This is a genomic window from Flavobacterium sharifuzzamanii, from assembly GCF_003254585.1.
Lineage (GTDB): Bacteria > Bacteroidota > Bacteroidia > Flavobacteriales > Flavobacteriaceae > Flavobacterium > Flavobacterium sharifuzzamanii.
This window is the reverse complement of sequence record NZ_QJGZ01000038.1, coordinates 102116-119119: the sequence shown is the minus strand read 5'-3', so window position 1 is coordinate 119119 and position 17004 is coordinate 102116. Positions and strand designations below refer to the sequence as shown.

The following is a 17004-nucleotide window of genomic DNA, read 5'->3' as shown; positions in this document are numbered from 1 at the left end:
GAACCAAGATAACTTCTGTCAAATGAAAAATTCACTTGATAAGAATAGACGTTTACACAAATTCAAAACATTTATAATCGAATTTGAAATATCATTTTCATCACCTCATTTAACTTAGCTACACCAAACATTCATCAAATTAAGAAACCTTATTTTTTGTTTTAAAAATATAGAACTGATGAATTTCTAAACAGCACTGAATCAAAAATTGAACTTATAAAAACAGCTTTATCGAATTAAAAACGAACATTAAAACATATTTTCTATAAAAACAACAAGCTTTTCTTTGGCTTGAAAATACAATCTAGCCAAAAATCGCTGATTTACTAACTCAACCAAAACCGCTTTATTATGAAAAAAAGTTTACTTGTTTTACTTTGTGTATTTTCTTTATTAGAAAGTAAAGCACAAAATTCCAATTGGGAATACAACTTTGGCATTACCACCTCGATGCCATACGCGTCTACTGCTTATAGTTCAACTTATTTGCCTTCACCAACGGCTGGTGGAGGTACTGCTAGTGTAAGAGCTTCGTCTACTACTGAAGGTTTTGTTGAACTCACTTCTTCTAATTTGGCAGGAGGTTCGGGAGCCGAACTTAAAATGAGTGGTGGTACAACCGTATCGGGTGCTAAATTTGGTTTGAGTTCTTTTACAGCTACAGCCGTTGCAGCATTTGAATGCAAGATCAACATTACATCAGGAACTAATGGCAGATTCTTAATCTATTTTGGCAATGGCAGCAATTTTACCAACGGTAGCGGAATAAGTTTACCACAAACATTTGCTGCTTTAAGACTGTCTCCTACTCCCACTGCTATAAGCCTCGATTGGCTTTCGTCTACGACAAGTCCAAACTATACAACAGCAGGACTTTCACGAGTTACAATAAATAAAAGTCAGGTTTATGTTCTAAAATTTTTTATGAACAATAGCAATGCTGAAACTTCCTATACAACTGGAAGTGCGTCTAACTTAACTACTCATAACCTTGCTGCAGGAACTTTTGACATCTGGATCGACAATATTAAAGTACTTACCAATGCTGACCCTGGAACTGGTTTTCTTCCGCAAGGCTCTAATATTAACAGTATGAATTTGCTGAATGTGGGAGCAGGATCATCGGCGCCTGTAATGTACATGGATGATATCGTTTATTCTAACTCTTTAATTGCAACACCACCTGCAACGATTACCGATACGCTTGTTACTGTTGACTATGAAAGCGGTACAGCAAACTCTGGAATTTCAAACTTGACTACAACACACGCCACTGCTAGTGATGCGGAATACTTGGTAAGTCCTGGCCGTACTGGCAATTATGCTATAGCTCATCGCGTAACCATTGGAGATCCGGGTTATTTTTCTGATAACCATTGGCGAAGCGAGGCAGCTACAGCTCAAATGTTTGCAGATGGAAAATATTATCCTGGAGATGAACGCCGTTTTGAAGTGAGTCTATTGCTGAAAGATTGGGAATCTTATACTGCGGGAATGGCTCAAAATGGAGACATTATTTTTCAAGGCAAACAAAGTGGAGGAGAAAATCCTGCATGGTATTTAAGCGCAAAACGCAATAGCATAACCTTCCGTATACCTAACGACAATATTGAACCGTCTATCATAGATGATTTTCGTCCTTATATTAATCAATGGATTGATTTTAGGATTGATGCAAAAATGACAACTGATAATACTGGTTATTATAAGGTTTATTATAGGTTACCTGGACAAACTGATTATACATTGGCATGGCAGGTGAGCAACTTTAAAACTTTCAATCAGGATGTTCCTGAAGCTAACCCTTCGGGATATTTGAAATGGGGCTTGTATCGTCCCGGACAGTCTATTACATCTGATCCTCCTAATGTTATGACACGAATTATTTATCATGATGACATCAAAATTTTTGAGCTGAATAATACTAGTGCGCCTGTACAAATCTGGGGAAACACATTCACTGGAAATAATGTTGAATTTATCGCACCTATTACGGCAGGAAACACCACAAATCCGAATATAATCAGTGACGGAAATGCAGCACCAAATTTTTATTATGGCACTAGCGGTGGCCTCAATACAGCAGGCGTAATTAGTGGTCGCGTTTTACTAAATGGCTGGACCAGCAAAACAAATACTTTAGATCCTGCTACTTCACTTAATCCAGATCAGTATTTTGAGTTCAAACTTCAACCTAAAAATGGCAACAAAATAAATTTTTCTAATCTTAAATTTACAGCTAGAAAAGGAAACGCTTCTGATCCTAGCACATTTGTTATAAGATCCAGCATAGACGGTTTTACAAGTGATATTACGGCACCTCAAACCTTCACTGGAACTGCTGCAACTTTGCTTACTTATGACTTAAGTCCTTTGACCAATATCAAAACCCCAATTACATTTCGTTTATATTGGTACGGATCAAACAGAACCTCTGGAACTTCTTTAGTGGGTATTGATGACTTTTCATTCAACGGTCAAGTTAAACCAGTACTTTATCTACCTGAAATATCAAATATTATCACTAACACTAATACGGGTTTGCCTACCTATACAGCACAAGCCAATGAATTTGACATCACCGCATTAAACAACTGCAGTAACGTTGCTTTCAGCTATTTGCTTACTGGAGCAACCTCTGCTACTGGTAATACTACATTAGCCAATAAAGTTTTTAATAAAGGAATTACAACTGTTACGTGGACAGCAGCCGATGGATGCAATAATAGTTCGACTTCTTTTACTATTACGATTAATGATACAGAAAAGCCTGTTTTTGCAATACCTGCACCCATAACGCTCTCAAATGACGAAAATCAGTGTGGTGCGACATTACTGTTAACTCAACCAATAGTAACCGATAATTGTGCTGTAACAGGTATTACCAATAACGCACCAGCATTATTTCCAAATGGTACAACAACTGTAATATGGACTGCTACCGATGAAAATGGCAATACCGCCACAACCTCTCAAACGGTGACGGTTACGGATGCACAAAAACCAACTGTAAACTCAGTTACTTCTGTTGTTCTTTGTTATGAATCAAGCGGAAATTACAATATCCCTTTAGCAACTGCTACCGATAATTGTACAATTGATACCGTTACTTATACAATTACAGGTGCAACTACAAGAAACGGAAATGGATTAGATGCAAGTGGAAATTTTAACGTAGGAACATCCGTTATAACATGGACCGTTACTGATAACGCAGGAAATAACAGTACTAACACCTCAACAGTAATCATCAATACTCCGATTGCAGCTCTCATTCCAGATGTATATGCTGTAAATCCGGGAGGAGACGCTAATACTATTTACTTAGGATATGGCCCTACTTCTTTAACATTGAACGCAACGCCTACAAATGGAACAGCACCTTTTACTTATTTGTGGAGTAACGGAGCTATAACAGATGCTATTTCTATTAATCCATCAACACCGGGAGTTCAGGATTACAGCGTCACTATTACTGATGCGAAAGGTTGCTATATTACCATAACAAAACAAATAAAGGTAATCGATATTAGCTGTGGTGCAAAAAAAGTACTAATATGCCATACGAACAATAAAAGTCTTTGCATTTCTGCCAACGCTGTGTCAGCACATTTAGCACATGGCTGTCATCTAGGCTCATGCGAGGCTACCTTGTCTTTAAAAAATACTGCAACAAAAATTTCAGAACATCAAATAGATGATTTTATAGTTAATGCATCGCCAAATCCGACAAAAACTGAATTTCAGATAAACATCATTGGAGGAGATGAAACACAGGCTATTTATATTAATCTGTTCGATATATTGGGAAGAAAAATAGATACCGTCAAATCAAATTACACGTCGGCCATAATACTAAAAAATAACTTTAGTGCAGGAATATATCTTGCCGAAATATGCAATGGAACGAATACAAAAACCATTAAGCTTATAAAACAATAATGTAATTCTTATTTGAAAAAATTCATCTCATAAAAAAACTGCCCCAAAATAGTGTTTAGCTATCAGGGGCAGTTCCTATTATTAACTTATTACTTCTACTGTATTAAGCCTTTAAGTCAAATCTATCCAGATTCATCACTTTAGTCCATACAGCAATAAAATCATGAACAAATTTCTCATGTGCATCAGAAGCTGCATATACTTCTGCAATTGCTCTTAATTCTGAATTTGAACCAAAAACAAGATCAGCACGTGTTCCAATCCATTTAGGCTGCCCGGTGCTTCTATCGTTTCCTGCATAAAGTTCCTGATCATTAGAAACCGATTGCCATTGCGTGTTCATATCTAGCAGATTTACAAAGAAATCGTTTGTTAAGCGACCTGGTCGAGTGGTAAAAACACCATTTTTGCTTCCGTCAGCGTTGATATCCAAAACGCGAAGCCCTCCTAAAAGCACTGTTAATTCTGGTGCTGTAAGATTCAATAAATTTGCTTTATCTATAAGAAGTTCTTCTGTTAGAACAGATGATTTTGTTTTTCTATAATTTCTAAAACCATCCGCTTTCGGTTCAAGATATCCAAAAGATTCAACGTCTGTCTGCTCAGCAGAAGCATCCATACGTCCTGGAGAAAAAGGAACAGAAACTGAAGCTCCAGCATCTTTAGCCGCTTTTTCAACAGCTGCAGAACCTCCCAAAACAATTAAATCGGCTAATGAAACTTTTTTTCCATTCTGCGCATCATTAAATTCTTTTTGAATAGCTTCTAATTTATCTAAAACCACTTTTAATACAGCAGGATTATTTACTTCCCAGTCTTTTTGTGGTGCAAGTCTTATGCGTCCACCATTTGCACCGCCTCGTTTATCTGATCCTCTAAACGTAGACGCAGAAGCCCAAGCCGTTGAGACTAACTGAGAAATACTTAAACCTGAATTTAATATTTTCTCTTTCAGCTGAGCTACATCTTGATCATTAATTAGTGTATGATTTACTTCTGGAATAGGATCTTGCCATAGCAATTCTTCTGCAGGCACTTCAGATCCAAGATAAAGAGCTCTTGGCCCCATATCACGGTGTGTCAATTTAAACCATGCACGAGCGAAAGCATCTGCAAATTCATCAGGATTTTCAAAAAAGCGTCGTGAGATTTTCTCATATGCTGGATCCAGTCTTAATGATAAATCGGTTGTAAGCATTGTTGGCAAATGCTTTTTATTAGGATCGAAAGCATCAGGAATAATTGCCTCAGCATTTTTTGCGACCCATTGATGTGCACCTGCAGGGCTTTTAGAAAGTTCCCATTCAAAACCAAATAAGTTTTCAAAGAAGTTGTTGCTCCATTGTGTTGGTGTTTTTGTCCAAGTCACTTCAAGTCCACTCGTAATTGCATCTGGACCTTTTCCTGAACCATAACTGTTTTTCCATCCTAGACCTTGCAATTCTAAACCAGCAGCTTCTGGCTCTTTACCTACGTGGTCTGAAGAAGCTGCTCCGTGTGTTTTACCAAAAGTATGCCCACCAGCTATAAGTGCTACAGTTTCTTTATCATCCATTGCCATACGTCCAAAAGTATCTCTAATATCTTTGGCCGCAGCAATAGGATCAGGGTTTCCGTCTGGCCCCTCAGGATTTACATATATAAGTCCCATTTGCACTGCGGCAAGAGGTTTTTCAAGATTTCTGCTATGAATATTTCCATTTGCATCGTCATCTGATGAAACAACACCATGATCTTTCGGAACACCTTCAGAACCATCTTTATAACGTTCATCACCTCCAAGCCAAGTCGTTTCAGATCCCCAATAAACAGATTCATCTGCTTCCCATACATCGGCACGTCCTCCTGCAAAACCAAATGTTTTAAAGCCCATTGATTCTAAAGCAACATTCCCTGTTAGGATCATTAAATCGGCCCATGAAATTTTTTGCCCGTACTTTTGTTTTATTGGCCAAAGCAATCTTCTAGCTTTATCAAGGCTCACATTATCTGGCCAACTGTTAAGCGGTGCAAATCGCTGCTGTCCAGCTCCAGCTCCACCTCGACCATCATGTACTCTGTAAGTTCCCGCGCTGTGCCACGCCATTCTGATGAAAAGTCCGCCATAATGACCAAAATCAGCAGGCCACCAATCTTGTGAATCAGTCATAAGAGCATGTAAATCTTTCTTTACAGCTTCAAGATCCAGGCTTTTAAACGCCTCTGCGTAATTAAAATCCTTATCCAGCGGATTTGACAATACTGAATTTTGTCTCAGGATATTTACCTTTAACTGTTTAGGCCACCAGTCACGATTTTTTGTGCCTGATGCTGCTTGCTTGTCCATGCTCCCATTATGAAAAGGGCATTTGCTGATGTCATTTGATTGATTATCCATAGTTGAAAAATTTTATTTTTGACTAAATTACAAACTAATGAAAGAGAAAATTAAGGCTAAGGATTGTAAATACTACTTCCAAAATAGACAAAATCTATTTTAAAGCTTTTTTTATATTTAAAATCCTTATAACTCAGATAATTTTCTAAAAAAAGATTTCTCTTAAAAAAAGAACTTTTATTGTTATGAGATATTAACTACATAAATTTAATAAAAAGAATCTTTTCATTCATATAAAAATTTAGAGTACAGCGATTTGCAATAAATACTTTAAAGATCCGAGGTTTTTCAAAAGAAAATAAAGCTAAGAATTCTCTCAAAAACATAAGAAAAATACCGCCTGTATTTCTGTGTACGTAAAAACGTACTTTATTACTCCTTCCTAAAAATTATATTCTTCAATTTTACACTTTCGGTTCTCAAATACTACTAATCTATTATTACTAACTATTAATCGTTTACTAACCTTAAAACTAAAAAAATGAAGAATTTTTTAAAATTAACCAGCGTATTATTTATTACAGCATTGGTGCTAAATTCTTGTGAAAAAGAACAAGAAGATTTAAACGGAAAGCAAACTGCTAAAAAAGAAGCTCAACAGCTTGTGAGCAAAGATACTCTCGCATCTAATGCTGCAATTGAAGGCAGTACTACAGCAAAAGGAACTGCTGGAGCAAGAACCATTACCTTGCAGACTAATACATTATCTTGCCCTGGCGGTTTATGTACATCGTATGGCGTTTGGTCAACAGGCGTTTACACGGTTTGGTTCCAAATGAAATTTAATAACGGATTCTACTGGAGCCGAGGCGGAAAATGCGGATATGGTATCTTAATCGGTGACCAAAATACAGGTGGCGATGCGGCATGGGATGGAAATGGAGGAAGTGCCAGATTTATGTGGTACTGCCCAAATGGATCAAACACTGCAAAAGGAAGTGGCGCTTATCTTCAGCCTTATGTGTATTACAGAGATCAGCCAGGACAATATGGAAATGATTTTGGCAAAAAATACTATATTCAAGAAGGTGTGACTTACAACTGCCAAATATCTGTGAAATTGAATACAGGTTCTAATACAGATGGATACGTTAAATATTACGTAAATGGAACGGAAATATTGAATGAAAAAATTCGCTGGGTAACTAACGATGCTAAGCGAAATGTAAACGCTGTAAGTCTTCACACTTTCCGTGGTGGAAGTCAAGATTATTGGACAGCTCCGGTAACAAGTTCTATATATTATCCGAGCGCTTCTTGGGATGCGCTATAATTTATAGACTTTAAAAACAATTTGAGCCGGAAAAATTAAATTGACAACTTCGATGCTTTTTATTATTTGCTAATAACAACATCGAAGTTGTTTTTTATTTAATAATCAAAATAGCAATTCCTTTTTAAAACAAATACTGCTTTCGATTCCAGCATATTGTCCATAATTTTCAATAACTGCATAACCACTTTTATTATATAGCTCTACCGCTTCTACCTGCACATTGCTGGTTTCTAAAACGGTTGATGTATAACTTAATTCTTTTGCCCAATTTTCAAGTTCATTTAAAATTTTACGGGCAATGCCTCTTCCTCTAAATTCTTCGGAAACAAACATGCGTTTTACCTCAACAGATTCGGCATCAAATTGTTTTATAGCTCCACAACCTACTGCAATACCATTAACATAAGCAATAACAACATGTTTGATCGCATCAACCTTATTAAATTGATTAAAGTATTCCTGCATCTCACCATTTCTGCTTGCCAAATTTGCATCTAGTTTTACAATTAAATTTGAGAAATCTGTGTTTTGAGAAGTAGTTCTTTCGAGCTTCAAATCCTCTGTATATCCGTATATATTCATATCAACTAAATCTTTTTCTCTTTTTCTGTAATCTTTCTTTAAAAGTCCTTCATATACAAATCCAGAACGTTCAGCTACTTTAATGCTTGCTGTATTTTCTTCAGCGATTTTCATAAAAAGTCTACCAAACTTCTTTTCTGCAAAACACCAATTTTTAAACGCATTTAATGCCTCGGTTCCATAATTATTACCATTGTGTTGCTTAAAAATAAAATAAGCAAGTTCGCCTTTAGGTATTCTCCAGTCAATTTCTCTCACAGATACATGTCCTATAAGTTCATTGTTTTCTTTTTTAAATATACCACAGGCATAACTTTTATTCTCTTTCCAATCCAAATCTTTCTGCTCGAAATATTTTTTGGTTGATTCCAAACTGTCATTAACCTTTATCATATTAGCGAAATAATCATATAAATGATCGCGATTGTCAGTCAAAGCTTTTAAAAAGTTTTCTGCAACTCCCTTTTCATAGGGTTTCATTATAAGGCGTTTGGTCGTAATCATTATCGGTTTTTATAAATAAAAAAATATCAGATGCTATTTCAGAGGATAAAACTAAACAAAAACCTTATGCCTAAAAATGCTATTTTTTGATTTGTTAATGCTTTTTTCACATCACTATTCTTATGTCTTTTTTAATTTATCCTGTTAAAATAACTTATTAAATAGTTTCTATGCATAACGCGTTCTATTGACTTGGATTTGACTAGAGTTTTTTTTTTCACAAAACCTTATCTTCTTATAAAAAAGAACAATAAAAAGTAATCTGTATACAAAAGGTAAATAAGATTCTATTTAAAGCGTCACTTTCATTATAGTTTTGTTTGTAATTAAATAAAGAGTTGTTTTAAAAGAATCTCAATATGATTGAAAAACCGAAATATACATTAAGTGAATTAATACTATATTTTTTAAAACTTGGCACAATTGGCTTTGGCGGACCTGTAGCTTTGGTGGGTTATATGTACAAAGATTTAGTGGAAAACAAAAAATGGATTTCTGACAAAGAATACAAAGAAGGTTTAGCATTAGCTCAATTGGCTCCAGGCCCTTTGGCTGCACAGCTTGGAATATATGTAGGTTATGTTCATTATAATATTCTCGGGGCTACTTTAGCAGGTTTTGCCTTTATTACTCCGTCATTTCTTATGGTTTTACTTCTTGGAGTAATCTATCAAGCTTATGGAGGACTGTTATGGATTCAGTCCGTTTTTTATGGCGTAAGCGTGGCAGTTATCGGAATCATTACCCTAAGCTCTTATAAACTCACTATAAAATCCATAGGAAAATTGAATGTGAGTTCTTTTAAAGAAAAATGGATCTTATGGTTCTTCTTTGTCTCTGCCATCATAATAACTTACATCACAGAAAAAGAACATATTTTATTATTTGTAGCCACAGGACTCATTTATATGCTAATAAAGGCTCGTCCGCATTTTAAGATTGCCAAAACTACAAATGTATTACTAGTCATTTCGTCTAGCTTTTGGAATTATGAAAGTTCGACATTAATGAAAATTGCCCTTTTCTTTGCTAAAGCCGGTGCATTTGTATTTGGCAGCGGTCTTGCGATCGTTCCTTTTTTACATTCTGGAGTGGTAGTTGAAAATAAATGGCTTACAGAACAGCAATTTTTAGATTCGGTTGCCATAGCCATGATAACACCTGGCCCAGTTGTAATAACTGTTGGCTTTATAGGATATTTGGTAAATGGTCTTTTAGGCGCTATAACAGCGGCTTTAGCCACATTTTTGCCTTGCTATTTTTTTACCATTGCTTTGGCACCATTTTTTAAGAAAATTGTAAACAACAAACCTGTAAAAGCATTTGTTGAAGGAATAACGGCTGCAGTAGTCGGAGCTTTAGTTGGTTCTGTCATTATTATTGCCAAAAGAAGCATTGTAGATGTTTCGACAATACTGATAGCTCTTGCAAGCATCCTTTCTTTAATTTATATCAAGAAAATTCAAGAACCGTATATTATTTTAATCGCTGCTGTCTTGGGCATCTTAATTAAATTATCTTTTTGATAGATATAAAGATTCAATAAAAAAAGCCCTCGTTTCATCAACAGAGGGCTTTTCTTTCTTTATAAAAACTCATCGCCAACCCAAAGCAGGCGCAACGTGTTCTAATATAGAGGATAAAATATGTATATTATAATCTACGCCTAAAGTATTCGGAATAGTCAACAGCAAAGTATCTGCTTCTTGAATCGCTTCATCTTGGGCTAATTCTTCGATCAATTTATCAGGTTCAGCCGTGTAGCTTTTACCAAAAATTGCTCTTTTATCTTGCTCAATATAGCCAAAGCTATCATTGCCTTTTGCTTGTCCTCCAAAATAATATTTGTCTTGATCGTTGACTAAGGCAAAAATCGAACGGCTAACAGATACTCTCGCTTCACGCTGATGTCCTGCTTTTTTCCAAGCTTCTTTGTACAATCTTATCTGTTCTGCCTGCTGAACATGAAACGGCTTGCCATTTTCGTCATATTTAAGCGTAGAACTTTGAAGATGCATTCCGTTTTCAGCTGCCCAAATAGCAGTTGCATTTGATGCTGCTCCCCACCAGATTCGTTCTCTCAATCCTTCAGAGTGTGGTTCAATGCGCAACAATCCAGGCGGGTTTGGAAACATCGGGTATGGATTTGGTTCTGCAAATCCTTCTCCACTCAATTTATCCAAAAATTCTAAAGCTTTTTTACGCCCCATATCGGCATCGGTTTCACCTGCATCTGGTTCGTAGCCAAAATAACGCCAGCCATCAATAACTTGCTCTGGCGATCCTCTGCTTATTCCGAGCTGTAAACGTCCTTCTGATATCAAATCGGCAGCTCCGGCATCTTCAACCATATACATGGGATTTTCATACCGCATATCAATTACGCCTGTTCCTATTTCTATTTTACTAGTCTTAGCACCTACAGCCGAAAGTAGAGGAAAAGGTGAAGCTAACTGCTGTGCAAAATGATGCACACGAAAATAAGCTCCATCTATTCCTATTTCTTCAGCCGCAACTGCCAAATCGATAGATTGCAACAAGGTATCTGCTGCTGTACGAGTTTTGTATGATGGATGATTTGCCCAATGCCCAAATGATAAAAATCCTATTTTCTTCATAATGGCTTTTATTTTTTTATTCTCTCAAATATACACATAACTGAGAAGAAAAAGAAAACCATGTCTTTTTTTAAAAAGTACATGGTTTTGCTTATCTATAAAATTATTAAAGCAGATAATATTGCCTTCCTAATTTTTTAATTATTCTTTAGGATCTACACTCAAAGGAGGCAGCGATAGTTCTTTACTATTCAACAATTGTTTTGCTTGCTCAATCGTTCTGTATTTTCCAATCTCCATTGGTCCGCCATAGGCACCACTCTGCTGTGGTCTTGGAGGAGTTGCTGCATACGTTTTCATCAGCTCTAGAGTAACTTGATCAAAGATAATCATTGTCCAAGTTTTCTCTGTAAAACTATTCATGAATAAATCATAACGCTCTTGAGGATCTTGCCATAAATCATACACAGCAGGAACAGTTGCAATGTAAGTTTGATCGCCTCTCCAACCCAATTGCTGTCCTGGCGTATCGCTTCCAGCCTGAGCTCCATTATCACCACGAGTATTAAATACTGCTTTCCATTTTCCTATACGCACCGCTCCAGGAGATAACTCGTTTTCCGTAAAATAAAACCATCTGTCACGAAGTGGTTTTCCTTTTTTGAATAAAACATTAGACATATCATAACTGTCAAAAACCATAGGTTTACCTTCTCTATCGTTTTTAGGCAATTCAACACCTGCAAGTGCAGCAAATGTTGCCATCAAATCTAAACCTCCCACAATATCGTGGCTTACACTTCCCGCTTCAATTTGTCCTGGCCACCAAGCAATTGCGGGAACTCTACTTCCTCCCTCGCGATCTGTTCCTTTAGATCCTCTAAAAGGAGTATAACCTGAATCCGGATGCACATCTTGCCAAGCTCCATTGTCAACAGTGTAAATTACAATTGTATTATCTGCAATTCCAAGCTGACGAATTTTATCCATAATACGCCCAACATTATAATCCATTTCGACAACCGCATCAGCATATTTGCTTTTTGCAGGTGATTTTCCAACAAATTGTTTTGAAGGTAAATTTGGCTGGTGATTTTTAGCAAAATTAATGCACATAAAAAATGGATCTTTTGATTTACCATATTCGTCCAGCTGTTTAAGATTGTTATCAACCATATTGATATCCAGTTCGGCAATATTTTCTTCTGTTACCGGACTTACTTCTCTCGCTGGTTTTCCTACTTCTCCTTCTAAAATCCCTTTAGTCGATTTTTTGATGTAAGCACTAATCTCAGGAGCCATATCTGGATTCCAAGATGGGAAACAATACGTATAAGCATTTAAATGGTACAATACTACGTTTTGCATCTTATCAAATCCGTGCGCAATTGGCATAGCGTAATCTGCCTCTCCTAAGTGCCATTTTCCTGAAAAGTAAGTTTTATAATTTGCTTTTTTAAGTACAGATGCCAATGTCCACTCAGCAGCAGGAAGTCCTCCTCCTTGCCCCTGAAAAGCAACTGTAGTCATTCCGCTTCGATTTGGTATTCTACCTGTAATCATCGCGGCTCTTCCAGGAGTACAGCTTGGCTGTCCGTAAAAAGACCAGAACTGCATTCCTTCTTTTGCCATTTTGTCCAAGTTTGGTGTAGGCATTCCACGTCCAACTCCTCCACCGTAAACTCCTAAATCTCCCCAACCAGTATCATCTGAAATTACCATAATGATATTTGGTTTCTTTTTAGTTTGTCCATTTATGTTCCCTATCACAGTGCAACATAACAAACTTGCAAAAATTAATTTTAAGGCATTTTTTTTCATGGTTTAAAATTTTAATTAAATATGGTTTGTTTGAAATCTTATCAAAAAAGTTTAGCGAGAAATAGAGCTTTTTAACTTCTCCAAAAACTTTAGAATTGGTAAACTTTTTTGATATCGTAAATTACAACTAATAAGAGAGGAGGTATTTTTAAACTGGTTGCAAATTATAATATGCAACGAGAATACCGTTTTTTTCAAAGTTCATTCTTGAAACATAATTCTTAAAACTTCTAATTTATTTTATGAATTTTCACTTCAATATATTTTATCAAACTTCAGACTAATTTCTTTAAGACTCTAAAAAACCTTAACCATTTCATTCAAAATCCTTAATTATCAAAATGTTAAGTTGCAAGTTTTCTTGTTTCATATTATAACTTGGAACATGTCCACCTTCTATTTTATGCAATTATTCTCACTTTATGGTATATTTTTGAAAGACCTAACAAATCTGTTCTAAAAAACTTCCCCAGTCTTTTTCCTACTCTTACGATTTATATAGTCAATTATTAATAAATCTATACTAAAAACAAATACTTATGGATTGGATTATTACTACATTAAAAGATTATCCCGAATTGGCCGTTTTTCTAACCTTATCGTTAGGCTATTTTATTGGAAAATTTAAAATAGGAAGCTTTTCTTTAGGAACCGTTACTAGCGTTTTACTTGTCGGAGTGTTAGTAGGACAATTAGATATTGCCATTTCTCCCAACGTTAAATCAGTATTTTTTCTGATGTTTCTTTTCGCTGTCGGATACAGTGTTGGGCCTCAATTCTTTGGAGGTTTAAAAAAAGACGGACTTCCTCAAATGCTTTATGCTGCAATTGTTTGTGTGTTATGTTTGATATGTCCTTATGTTATCGGCAAAATTATGGGATACGATATGGGTTTAACTGCCGGAATGCTTGCGGGTTCTCAAACCATATCTGCTGTAATTGGTGTTGCATCCGACACAATCAATCAACTAAATATTCCTGCTGATCAAAAAACGGCTTTAATTAATAAAATTCCCGTTGCATACGCTGTTACTTATATTTTCGGAACTGCTGGATCTGCTTGGCTATTAGCTTCTATCGGGCCAAAATTACTAGGAGGCAATTTAGTAGAAAAAGCAAAAGAACTAGAGATTCAGCTTGGTGGAGATGCTATTGGCGATGATCCAAGTATTGCCTCTGCTTATGATCGTGTTATATACAATGCTTATCAAATTTCAGGATCCTCTTATGCTAACAAAAAAACAGTTACTGAGGTCGAAAATGAATTGGAAAGAAATAACAGACGTTTATTTATACAGCGAATCCGAAGAGGAAAAGAGATCATAGATGCTACTCCAGAATTTGTAATTCAGGAAAATGATGTCGTTGCCTTAGGTGGAAGAAGAGAATACATGATGAACTATGTTGCTGTAAATGAAAAAGAAGTGCTGGATATCGAGCTTCTTAATTTTCCAGTAGAAGTTTTAAGTGTATTAATCGTAAAAAAGGAAGTGATAGGCAAAACTCTTGCTGATTTACGACATGTAAAATATATGCACGGTGTTGTAATAAGATCATTAAAACGTTCAGGAATACAGATGCCTATATTACCCAATACGGTTATGCAAAAAGGAGACATGATCGAATTAGTGGGCATCAAACGAGATGTAGATCAAGTTGCGGTTCACATTGGTTATCCAGACCGTCCTACAAACTCAACTGATATGGCTTTTGTCGGTTTAGGAATAGTTCTTGGCGGATTGCTAGGTGCATTGACCGTTAAAATTAGTGGAGTGCCAATAAGCTTAAGTACCAGCGGAGGTGCCTTAATATCTGGACTTTTCTTTGGTTGGTTGAGAGGTCAGCATCCAACTTTTGGAAGAATTCCAGAACCTGCTCTGTGGATTATGAATAATGTTGGATTAAACATTTTCATAGCCGTTGTGGGTATTACAGCTGGACCAAGCTTTATTGTAGGGTTTCAAGAAGCTGGTTGGGGACTTTTTATAGCAGGCGCAGCAGCAACAGCGATTCCATTAATACTGGGACTTCTTATCGGAAGGTATATTTTCAAATTCCATCCTATCATCAACTTAGGATGCGCTGCTGGGGCAAGAACTACTACTGCCGCCCTTGGAGCTTTACAAGACGCTGTTAAGAGTAAAACCCCTGCATTGGGTTACACTGTGACCTATGCTGTTGGTAATACACTACTCATTATATGGGGCGTCGTCATTATTTTAATCATGAGTTAGTCGAATTTTTTATATAATCTCTAAACATTTTAGTTATGGCAATTGATATTTCAAAAATAAAAACATCAAGAGAGGTAGAAAAAACACTTCAGACCCTCAGCCCATTTGAAATTAAAAATGAATTAATTCATCTGGCAGAAGAAAGCGCGCTTAAATCGACAGCGATAACACTTAATGCAGGAAGAGGAAATCCAAACTGGATTGCTACAGTTCCTAGAGAAGCTTTTTTCCTTTTCGGACAATTTGCATTAGAAGAATGTCGTAATGTTATGGAAGAACAAGGCATTTTAGCAGGAATTGTACAGAACAAAAGTGGAGTGGCTTCTCGTTTTGAAGCATTTTTAGCGAAACATAAAGATACTCCTGCTGCATCGCTTTTAGAAAAAACATATCATTATGGTGTAGACAAACACGATTTTGATGGCGATGCATGGATTCGAGAATGGATCGAAGCTGTAATCGGATTTAACTATCCTGTTCCTGATCGTATGCTAAGTCAGATAGAAATTATTGTTCATGACTATTTGGTGCAGGAAATGTGCGGTATTGGAAACGACAAAGGCAAGTATGATATTTTTGCCGTTGAAGGTGGAACTGCTGCAATGTGTTATATTTTTGATTCTCTAATGCAAAACCATCTTACCGAAAGAGGTGATAAAATAGCGTTGCTTACTCCTACTTTTACGCCTTATATTGAAATTCCGGAATTAGATCGATACAAATTTGATGTCGTTTATGTAGAAGCAAGCGGAGTTGGCGAAAACGGATTCCATACTTGGCAATATCCAAATTCTGAATTGGACAAACTGAAAGATCCTGCTGTAAAAGTTGCCTTTGTTGTAAATCCAAGCAATCCGCCATCTTCTGCAATGAGTATCGATACACTCAATTACATTGCTGATATTGTAAAAAATCATAATCCAGGATTGATGATTATTACAGATGATGTTTATGGAACTTTCGTTAATAATTTTAGATCGTTAATGGCTATTATTCCGCAAAATACCATCACAGTATATTCATTCTCAAAATATTTTGGCTGTACAGGCTGGAGACTTGGAACAATCGCAGTTCATCAAGACAATATTTTCGATAAAAAAATTGCAAATTTAAGTCCAGAACTTAAAAAAGAACTACACGATCGCTATTCTTCTCTGACATTAGAGCCAGAAAAAATCAAGTTTATTGACAGACTTGTTGCAGATAGCCGTCAAGTAGCTTTAAACCACACAGCAGGATTATCGTTACCTCAGCAATTTCAAATGATGCTTTTCTCTGCATTTTGTCTATTAGATACTCAAGATGTTTATAAAACGCTTACACAGTCTATTATTCACAAACGTCTTGGCTTATTATGGGAAGGACTAGAAGTGCCAATTCTTGAAGACCCAATGCGTGCAGGATATTATTCTGAAATTGATGTGATGGTAGCGGCAAAACACTTTTATGGTGATGATTTTGCCAATTGGCTGAAAACGAATTTCGAACCTGTTGATGTTTTATTCCGCTTGGCAGAAAAAACAGCCATTGTACTTTTAAATGGTGGTGGTTTTGCTGGCCCAGAATGGAGTATCAGAGTTTCTCTTGCCAATCTTCCAACTGATAGTTATCTGATTCTTGGAAAAAACATCCGTAAAATTTTATTGGAATATGTAACCAGCTGGGAAAACTCAAAAAAATAGTAGTAATCTGAAATTAAACACATTTGAT

At 36.2% G+C, this 17004-nt stretch carries 9 protein-coding genes; 5 read left to right on the top strand and 4 right to left on the bottom strand.

The features are described from left to right. The first annotated feature begins 351 nt into the window (after positions 1–351). On the top strand, positions 352–3942 hold the full coding sequence (locus DMA14_RS11190; protein ID WP_111424756.1) for a heparin lyase I family protein: 3591 nt from the start codon (positions 352–354) through the stop codon (positions 3940–3942). 103 nt (positions 3943–4045) lie between these two features. Here DMA14_RS11190 and katG read toward each other — a convergent pair whose 3' ends face one another. Then, positions 4046–6319 (bottom strand): catalase/peroxidase HPI, encoded by a 2274-nt coding sequence (gene katG / locus DMA14_RS11185; RefSeq protein WP_111424755.1) that lies wholly within the window; start codon positions 6317–6319, stop codon positions 4046–4048. A 481-nt stretch (positions 6320–6800) separates the two neighbouring features. On the opposite strand from katG, the gene DMA14_RS11180 reads away from it, so the two are divergent. After that, the gene (locus DMA14_RS11180) at positions 6801–7592 is read left to right on the top strand and encodes a polysaccharide lyase (RefSeq protein ID WP_111424754.1); all 792 of its coding nucleotides are present in this window, start codon (positions 6801–6803) and stop codon (positions 7590–7592) included. 105 nt (positions 7593–7697) lie between these two features. Here DMA14_RS11180 and DMA14_RS23105 read toward each other — a convergent pair whose 3' ends face one another. Beyond that, complete coding sequence (locus DMA14_RS23105) at positions 7698–8657, bottom strand: GNAT family N-acetyltransferase (protein WP_162536287.1); 960 nt, start codon at positions 8655–8657, stop codon at positions 7698–7700. Positions 8658–9040: 383 nt separating this feature from the next. Here DMA14_RS23105 and DMA14_RS11170 point away from each other — a divergent pair, with 383 nt between their 5' ends. Continuing rightward, positions 9041–10207 carry a chromate transporter gene (locus tag DMA14_RS11170; protein WP_111424752.1) on the top strand — a complete coding sequence of 389 codons (1167 nt, stop codon included), beginning with the start codon at positions 9041–9043 and terminating at the stop codon, positions 10205–10207. A 69-nt stretch (positions 10208–10276) separates the two neighbouring features. Here DMA14_RS11170 and DMA14_RS11165 read toward each other — a convergent pair whose 3' ends face one another. Further along, positions 10277–11299: an LLM class flavin-dependent oxidoreductase gene (locus tag DMA14_RS11165; RefSeq protein WP_111424751.1), complete on the bottom strand. Its 1023-nt coding sequence runs from the start codon at positions 11297–11299 to the stop codon at positions 10277–10279. Between the two features lie 141 nt (positions 11300–11440). Next, the gene (locus DMA14_RS11160; protein ID WP_111424750.1) at positions 11441–13060 is read right to left on the bottom strand and encodes an arylsulfatase; all 1620 of its coding nucleotides are present in this window, start codon (positions 13058–13060) and stop codon (positions 11441–11443) included. A gap of 539 nt (positions 13061–13599) precedes the next feature. Between DMA14_RS11160 and aspT the strand changes: the two genes are divergently transcribed. Continuing rightward, positions 13600–15294, top strand: coding sequence for an aspartate-alanine antiporter (gene aspT / locus DMA14_RS11155; protein ID WP_111424749.1), 1695 nt, complete (start codon positions 13600–13602; stop codon positions 15292–15294). 35 nt (positions 15295–15329) lie between these two features. Continuing rightward, positions 15330–16976 carry an aspartate 4-decarboxylase gene (gene aspD / locus DMA14_RS11150; RefSeq protein WP_111424748.1) on the top strand — a complete coding sequence of 549 codons (1647 nt, stop codon included), beginning with the start codon at positions 15330–15332 and terminating at the stop codon, positions 16974–16976. Positions 16977–17004: the final 28 nt, after the last annotated feature.